The sequence below is a fragment of the Rhodosalinus sp. genome (genome assembly GCF_041685465.1).
GTDB lineage: Bacteria > Pseudomonadota > Alphaproteobacteria > Rhodobacterales > Rhodobacteraceae > Rhodosalinus.
The window spans coordinates 1-7,517 of sequence record NZ_JAWLFS010000149.1; the positions used below are offsets into that span (position 1 = coordinate 1).

Consider the following 7,517-nt stretch of genomic DNA (forward strand, 5'->3'; position numbering starts at 1 on the left):
TCGCGCGGCCCCTGCCGCAGGCGCCGGAGACGCTCGCGGCGGTGGTCAAGGCGCTGCCGGTGCGCCACGCGGGCCTGCGCCCGATGGACGAGGCGATCTCGACCGCCGGCGGCCTCGCCTGGGACGGGCTCGACGCGGGGCTCGGGCTGCGGGCCCTGCCCGGCGTCTTCGCCGCCGGAGAGATGCTCGACTGGGAGGCGCCGACCGGCGGATACCTGTTGACCGCCTGCCTCGCCACCGGGCGCTGGGCGGGGCGCGCGGCGGCGGGGCGCCCCCTTGCGGGCGGACCGGCACCGGGGCAGGAGAGCCTGGAGCCGAAGGAGCGCCCATGACTCTCGACTACGCCGATCTCCGCCGCCGAATCGCCGCGCTGACCGAGGGCGAGACCGACGCCGTCGCGCTCATGGCGACGCTCGCCTGCGAGATCCACCACGCCGACGCCCGGTTCGACTGGACCGGTTTCTACCGGGTGGTCGCGCCGGAGACGTTGAAGATCGGCCCCTACCAGGGCGGGCACGGCTGCCTGACCATCCCCTTTGCGCGCGGCGTCTGCGGCGCGGCGGCGCGCAGGGGCGAGGTGCAGATCGTCGACGACGTGGAGGCCTTCCCGGGGCATATCGCCTGCTCGTCCTCGACGCGGTCGGAGATCGTGCTGCCGGTGCGCGACGGGGCAGGGCGGCTGATCGCCGTGCTCGACATCGACAGTGACCGGCCCGCGGCCTTCGGCCGGGCCGATGCGGACGGCCTCGGCGCGATCCTCGCCGACACCTTCGGCCGGCTCTGAGCCGCGCCTCCCGGTCGCCCCTCGCGCGGCGCGGGAGCGAGGAGGGCCGCGAGGCCCGAGGAGCGCGGCGGACGATCATCGGACAGGGGCAACTGGAAACCGCCCGCCTGCGCAGGAGGCCGGGACGGCTTGCGCCGCTGAGGCACCGCACCGTTGCAGATCGGCATGATCCGGCCGCGCGACGCGGACAGGCGCGCGGCGGAGGCGGCTCAGTCGCCGAGCTTGGCGTGCACCTCGTCGAGGTCGATCTCTCCCACCGGCATCCGGTTCGACGGATCGGCGGCGTCGTATTTGAAGAGTTCGAAATCGCGGTGGTAGATCTCGTAGACGAGGTGCATCGAAAGGTCGTCGAAGTAGTCCTCGACCGGATGCGCGCGCTCTGGGCCGTGCGCGGCGCTCTCGTTGAAGCGCGGGATCGTGGCGAGGTCGACCGGATAGGGCGTGTCGATCGCGTCGAGCACGGTCTGCATCCCCTCGCCGAAGCGCTCCGTCCAGAAGATGTGGTCGTAGCGCCCGCCGTTGGCGATGAAGGTCCCCACGTGCCCCGAGACCGAGGACCAGTGGATGTCCGGGTCCATCGGGCGCTTCCAGCGGATCGTGTCGCGGGCGAAGAGCAGGAAGCGGCGGAAGCTGCGGATCTGGTCGAAGTCCTGCCTGCCGTCGGCGCCGCCCACCTCGACGCCGTATTTCTGCGTCAGCATCGGGACGAGGTTGCCCCGGTAGCGCTTGCCGTTGCGCTGGATGCCGCAGATCTTGTCGAAGAAGGACGACAGGATGCGCGTGTAGGGGTTGCGCACGCAGGTGAAGGCCGGGGCGCTGCGCGTCCTGACCGTGGCCGAGATCACGGGCTGGCTCTCCTCCCGCGCCCATTTGTGCAGACCTTCACGCGCGTCGTGGATATCGCCCTCGTAGAAGCGGCCGTGGTCGGAATAGTGCAGGATCTGTCCGATGGTGGAGCAGGCACACTTGGGAACCACGCGGTAGACCACGCTTCCGCTTTCGGTCATCCATGTGCCCGGAAAGCCCATCGCCCGTCCTGCCCTGCCTCGCCGCCGGGCTGCCCTGCCCGGTTGTGCTTGGTCTCATTCTAGTCGCAGGCTAGAGACCGAGGAAAGCCCGTTCTCGGGCCGGCTCGAAGGAGAGCGAGACGCGCGCGGCATGGCCAGGATCGCCTTCATACTGCTCTGTCACAAGGATCCGGATGCGATCGTCAAGCAGGCGCAGCGGCTGACCGCGGCGGGCGACGTCATGGCGATTCACTTCGACGGGCGCGCCGACGACCGCGCCTATCGCCGCATGCGGGCGGCGCTCGATCCCAATCCCAATGTCGTCTTCGCGCCGCGGCGGGTGAAATGCGGCTGGGGCGAGTGGTCGCTGGTGGCCGCCACGCTCGAAGCCGTGCGCGCGGCCCTGGCCGCCTTTCCGGAGGCCACGCATGTCTACATGCTCTCGGGCGACTGCATGGCCATCAAGTCCGCCGAATACGCCCATGCCGTCCTCGATGCGCATGACCGCGATTACATCGAGAGCTTCGACTTCTTCGCTTCGGACTGGATCAGGACCGGCATCAAGGAAGAACGGCTGATCTACCGCCATGTCTTCAACGAGCGGCGGCGCAAGCGGCTGTTCTACGCGTCCCTCGACTGGCAGAAGCGGCTCGGGCTCGAACGGGCGATCCCCGCCGACATCCAGGTGATGATCGGCAGCCAGTGGTGGTGCCTGCGCCGCGGCACGATCGAGGCGATCCTCGACTTCATCGCCGCGCGGCCCGACGTGGTGCGTTTCTTCCGCCGGACGTGGATCCCGGACGAGACCTTCTTTCAGACGCTGGTGCGCCACCTGATCCCTGAGACGGAAATCGAGAGCCGTACGCTCACCTTCCTGATGTTCTCGGACTACGGGATGCCGGTGGTCTTCCACGACGATCACTATGACCTGCTGCTCAGCCAGGACTCGCTCTTCGCGCGCAAGATCAGCCCCGAGGCGACCGACCTGACCCGCCGGCTCGGGCTGCTCTACGCCTCCGAGGGGACGGAGTTCCCCGTCTCGAACGAAGGTCGCAGCCTGTACCGCTTTCTCACGCAGCGCGGGCGGATCGGGCGCCGGTTCGCGCCCCGCTTCTGGGAAAGCGAGGGCTCGATCGGGCATGAACGGGAACTCCTGATCGTGGTCTGCAAGAAGTGGCACGTCGGCCGCCGGCTCATGGTGCGGCTCCGGGAGGTCACGGGCCTTCCGGGCATCGAGTATCTCTTCAACGACGCGGCGGCGCCGCTGCCCGATCTCGGCGGACTCGAGACGACGATGGCCAAGCGTCACCGGCATCGGCGGGCACTGTTGCGGATGCTCTTCGAGCACTACGGGACGGACCGCATGGCGATCTGCATCGATCCGGCGAACGTCGACCTGCTGCAGGATTTCTGCGGCGACCGCTCGCGCACGCGGATCCTCGAGGTCGAGTGCCGCTTCTCGGACGCGTACCTGATCGGTCACGCGCGGCGTGTCGGCCTCGCCGGGGAGCGCACGCCGCCCGAGACACTGTCCCGCCTCCTGCCGACGATCCGCAACGAGATCGCGCTGGAGCGCGACCGCATCCGCGATGCGGGCTTTGAAAACCACCTGCGCCTGCGCGAGGGCGACGCGACCGAGACCAATGCCGCGGTGCTTGCGGAATTCCTTGGCGTCGACCTTGCCGAGGCGCTAGAGATCGCGCGGACCGACAACCTCTTCGCCGACTGAGGGAGGGCCGGATGGGCTACGCCTACGACGAGCAGAACGTCTTCGCCAGGATCCTGCGGGGGGAGATCCCCAACAGGACCGTGCTGGAGACCGAACACAGCCTCGCCTTCGAGGACATCAATCCGCAGGCGCCGGTGCACGTCCTGGTGATTCCGAAGGGCGCCTACGTCAACCACGACCACTTCGCCGCGGAGGCCTCGGAGGCCGAGATCGTGGATTTCACGCGGACCGTCGGCGAGGTCTGCCGCAGGCTCGGCGTCGCACCGGGGGCCGAGGGCGCGGGCTACCGCCTGCTCGCCAACGCCGGGGAGGACGCCGCCCAGGAGGTGCCGCACCTGCATGTCCACGTCTTCGCCGGCGGCCGGCTCGGCCCGATGCTGATGCGGCGCGACTGAGAGCGACGATCGCGGGGCCACCGGGGACCGCCCCGGCGGTCTGCCACCGTCGCATGGGCGCCCGCGTTGCGCGGGGCCTGCCCTTGGCCGGTTCCGGTGACGCACCGCCCGCCTTCCCAGCGGCCGCGCCTCCGGCGCGACGCCCCGTCCGGGGCCGCCTGTCGGCGGCGAGGGTCGATCAAGGAGGTGTCGATCCGGCAGACCTCGAGCTGAAATCCCACGCGACCGACCAGCGCTTGAACCCGCTTGGCGCCAATGATCGCTGGGTGAGCTGACAGCTTCGGTGTTCTCGTCCGATGCAGTACCGGTCCCGGGGGTGCGTCGGATCGTGCGGTGCCGAGCCCCGGGAATATCCTGCTGACGAGCGGCCTGTTCCGCGCCCCCATGCCGTGCCCCGAGCGGCTTCGCGTCGAAGGCCCTTGCCGCCTGCGACCTCTGGAACGCTCCCTGTGACAACGCGCGCCGCGATGACGCTGACGTCCCCGGGATACGGCTTGCCTCGGGTCCACACCATCGGGATCAACTCGGCATCGACGGAGGCCGCGTGCTGCCCCCTGTCCGCCCCGGGCGTTATCCATGGCGCACCCGGTTGTCGCTTCGCGCGCCGACCGCGACGAGGCCACACGCACCGAGCGCGCTCGTCACGGCGCCCCGGGGCGGCCGCGCAATCGACGAGGCCGATGTCGCGGGCGTGATCTTCGCGGTCAGGGCAGACGGCCCTCGAGCACGTAGCGCAGGATGTCGGCGACCTGACGCGGCTCGCGGGCGACAGCGTTTGCGGCGGCGTCCACTTCCTTCAGCGCGTGGTCGTGCTCGGGCGGGTGGAGGATGACGAGCGGGCGGCCCAGCGCGGCGGCGTAACCGGCGTCGAAGGCCGCGTTCCACTGCTTGTATTTCTCCCCGAAGCGCACGACGACGACGTCGGCCTCCTCCATCGCGGTGCGGGTGCGGATGGCGTTCAGGAGCGCGCCCTTGCGGTCGTGCCAGACCTTGTCCTCCTCCGGGCCGAGGATCGCCACGCCGCAGTCGTCGCTCGCCGCGTGGTCGGTCACCGGTGCGGTGAAGCGCAGGTCGAGGCCGGCGGCGGCGGATTTCACCTCCTCGCGCCAGTCGGAATGGATCTCTCCGGCGAGGTAGACGGTCAGGGTCATCGGGCTCTCCTGTCGGGGGTGTCGAAGCGGGCGAGGATTTCGGCGACGTCGTCGCTGCTCACCTGTGGGAAATGGCGGTAGTGGAGACCGACCGCCTGAAAGTCGCGCGGACGGTCGAGGCAGATCACCTCGTCGGCCGCGTGGGCGAGGCGCTCCAGCGTGTCGGGCGGCGCCACGGGCACGGCGAGCCAGACGGCGGCGGGCGCGCGGGCGTGAAGCCCGCGCAGCGCGGCGCGCACGGTCGCGCCGGTGGCGATGCCGTCGTCCACCACGATCGCCGTGCGCCCCGAGAGGTCCACCGGCGCGCGCCCGGCGAGCCAGCGGGCGCGGCGCTCGGCGATCTCCTGCGTCTTCTCGGCGATCTGCACCTCGAAGTCGCGCTCGTCGAGGCCGGCCATGGTGAGCACTTCCGGATTGTAGACCGCCTGCGGCGGGTCACCCTCGACCAGTGCGCCGGCGGCGAGCTCCGAGTGTCCCGGCAGGCCGAGCTTGCGCACCAGCAGGAGATCGAGCGGCGCGCCGAGGCGCTCGGCCACCGTGGCGGCGATCGGCACGCCGCCGCGCGGCAGCGCCAGCACGACGGGGCGTTCGGGGTGCTGCGCGGCGATCCGCTCGGCCAGCGTCTCGCCTGCCTCTTTCCGGTCCTCGAACATCGCGGCCTCCTCGCTTGCCGGGGCCGCCCCGGGCGCGGCTCAGCCGCGCAGCTCGGCGCCGGTGGCGGCCTTGACCTTCTCCACGATGCGGGCCGAGACGGCCTCGATCTCGGCCTCGGTCATCGTCGTCTCGCGCGGCTGGAGGCGCACCGACAGCGCGAGCGATTTCCGCCCTTCGCCCAGCGCGCCGCCCGCGAACTCGTCGAAGACCTGCACGTCCTCGATGAGCGCCTTGTCGGCACCGCGCGCGGCGGAGACCAGTTTCGCCGCCTCCACCCGGTCGTCAACCACGAAGGCGAAGTCGCGTTCCACTGCCTGCAGATCCGCGAGCTCGAGCGCCGGGCGCGCGGCGCCCGCGCGGCGCGGCGCCGGGATCTCCTCGGGCCAGAGGGTGAAGGCCACCGCCGGCCCCTTCACGTCGAGCGCCTGCAGCACGCGGGGGTGCAGCTCGCCGAAGGTGCCGAGCGTCTTCTTCGGGCCGAGGCAGATCCGCCCGTGCCGGCCGGGATGCCACCAGTCCGCCCCGCCGCGCAGGACCTGAACGCCCGCGGGCGCGCCGAGCGCGGCGAGCACCGCTTCCGCGGCAGCCTTGGCGTCGAAGGCATCGGCGTCGCGCGCCGGGCCGTGGACGTTGCGCGGCACGGCGCGCCCCACCAGAAGGCCCGCGACCTGCAGGTGCTGCTCGCCCGGCTCGGCGCCGTGGAAGGCCGGGCCGATCTCGAAGAGCGCGAGGTCGGAGAAGCCGCGCGCCTGGTTGCGCGCCGCGGCCTGCAGAAGGCCGGGCAGCACGTCGGGGCGCATGTGCGTCATCTCGGAGCTGATCGGGTTCTCGAGGGCGAGGCGGTCGTCGCCCCCGAAGAGCCGCGCCGCGGCGGCGTCGATGAAGCTGTAGGTCACGCACTCGTTGAAGCCCGCGGCGGCGAGCGCGCGGCGCGCGGCCTGTTCGCGGCGCTGGAGCGGCGTGAGCACCGGCGCGGTCACCCCCGGCGAGGGCCGCGGCAGGGGCTTGCCCTCGAGCTTGGTCAGGCTCGCGATGCGCGCCACCTCCTCGACCAGATCGGCCTCGCCCATCACGTCGGGCCGCCAGGAGGGCACATGCGCCATGTCCCCCTCGAGGCGGAAGCCGAGCGCCGTGAGGGTTTGCCGCTGCTCGGCCTCGGGCAATTCCATGCCGACGAGCGAGCGCACGCGCGCCGGGTCGAGCCGGTAGGCGCGGGCCGTGTCGGGCACCGCGCCGGCGACGACCACCTCGGAGGCCTCGCCGCCGCAGAGGTCGAGGATCATGCGGGTCGCATCCTCGAGCCCCGGCAGGGTGTAGGCCGGATCGACGCCGCGCTCGAAGCGGTAGCGCGCGTCGGAATTGATCTTGAGCGCGCGGCCCGTCATCGCGATCTGCACGTGATCCCAGAAGGCGCTTTCGAGGACGACGTCCACCGTCTCCTCGGTCACGCCGGTCGCGGCGCCGCCCATGATGCCGGCGATGCTCTCGGGGCCCGCGTCGTCGGAGATCACGACGGCGTCCTCGGGGAAGGTGTAGGTCTTCTCGTCGAGCGCCTCGATCGTCTCGCCGCCCGCGGCGCGGTGGACGCGCAGGTCGCGCGCGACCTTGCCCGCGTCGAAGACGTGGAGCGGGCGGTTGCGGTCGAAGGTGAAGAAGTTCGTCACGTCCACGAGCGCCGAGATCGGGCGCAGCCCGATGGCGCGCAGCCGGTCCTGCAGCCACGCCGGCGAGGCGCCGTTGCGCACGCCCCGGATCACGCGCGCCGCGAAGAGCGGGCAGCCGTCGCGCGCCTCGGGC

The 7,517-nt window shown here is 71.5% G+C and carries 8 protein-coding genes; 4 read left to right on the forward strand and 4 right to left on the reverse strand.

What is annotated here, in order from left to right; genetic code table 11:
- Positions 1 to 332: NAD(P)/FAD-dependent oxidoreductase (locus ACESL7_RS10545; RefSeq protein WP_487247754.1), on the forward strand; the 332-nt coding region annotated here is incomplete at its 5' end.
- Complete coding sequence (locus ACESL7_RS10550; protein WP_372893284.1) at positions 329 to 784, forward strand: GAF domain-containing protein; 456 nt, start codon at positions 329 to 331, stop codon at positions 782 to 784. The genes ACESL7_RS10545 and ACESL7_RS10550, both read left to right, overlap by 4 nt.
- A 209-nt stretch (positions 785 to 993) precedes the next feature.
- Here ACESL7_RS10550 and ACESL7_RS10555 read toward each other — a convergent pair whose 3' ends face one another.
- Complete coding sequence (locus ACESL7_RS10555; RefSeq protein ID WP_372893285.1) at positions 994 to 1,812, reverse strand: sulfotransferase family protein; 819 nt, start codon at positions 1,810 to 1,812, stop codon at positions 994 to 996.
- A gap of 130 nt (positions 1,813 to 1,942) precedes the next feature.
- Here ACESL7_RS10555 and ACESL7_RS10560 point away from each other — a divergent pair, with 130 nt between their 5' ends.
- Positions 1,943 to 3,520: a DUF5928 domain-containing protein gene (locus ACESL7_RS10560; RefSeq protein ID WP_372893286.1), complete on the forward strand. Its 1,578-nt coding sequence runs from the start codon at positions 1,943 to 1,945 to the stop codon at positions 3,518 to 3,520.
- A gap of 11 nt (positions 3,521 to 3,531) precedes the next feature.
- On the forward strand, positions 3,532 to 3,915 hold the full coding sequence (locus ACESL7_RS10565; RefSeq protein WP_372893287.1) for an HIT domain-containing protein: 384 nt from the start codon (positions 3,532 to 3,534) through the stop codon (positions 3,913 to 3,915).
- Between the two features lie 704 nt (positions 3,916 to 4,619).
- On the opposite strand, the gene ACESL7_RS10570 is transcribed toward ACESL7_RS10565, so the two are convergent.
- The 3 genes from ACESL7_RS10570 to pheT all read right to left on the reverse strand — a co-directional run.
- A complete protein-coding gene (locus ACESL7_RS10570) occupies positions 4,620 to 5,066 on the reverse strand; it encodes a YtoQ family protein (protein ID WP_372893288.1) in 447 nt (148 codons plus the stop codon).
- Entirely contained in the window at positions 5,063 to 5,719 is a 657-nt protein-coding gene (locus tag ACESL7_RS10575; RefSeq protein ID WP_372893289.1) for a phosphoribosyltransferase, read from the reverse strand. Before ACESL7_RS10575 ends, ACESL7_RS10570 begins: the two co-directional genes overlap by 4 nt.
- 39 nt (positions 5,720 to 5,758) lie before the next feature.
- Positions 5,759 to 7,517, reverse strand: a 1,759-nt coding sequence (pheT, locus tag ACESL7_RS10580; RefSeq protein WP_372893290.1) for a phenylalanine--tRNA ligase subunit beta, incomplete at its 5' end; no start/stop codon positions are given.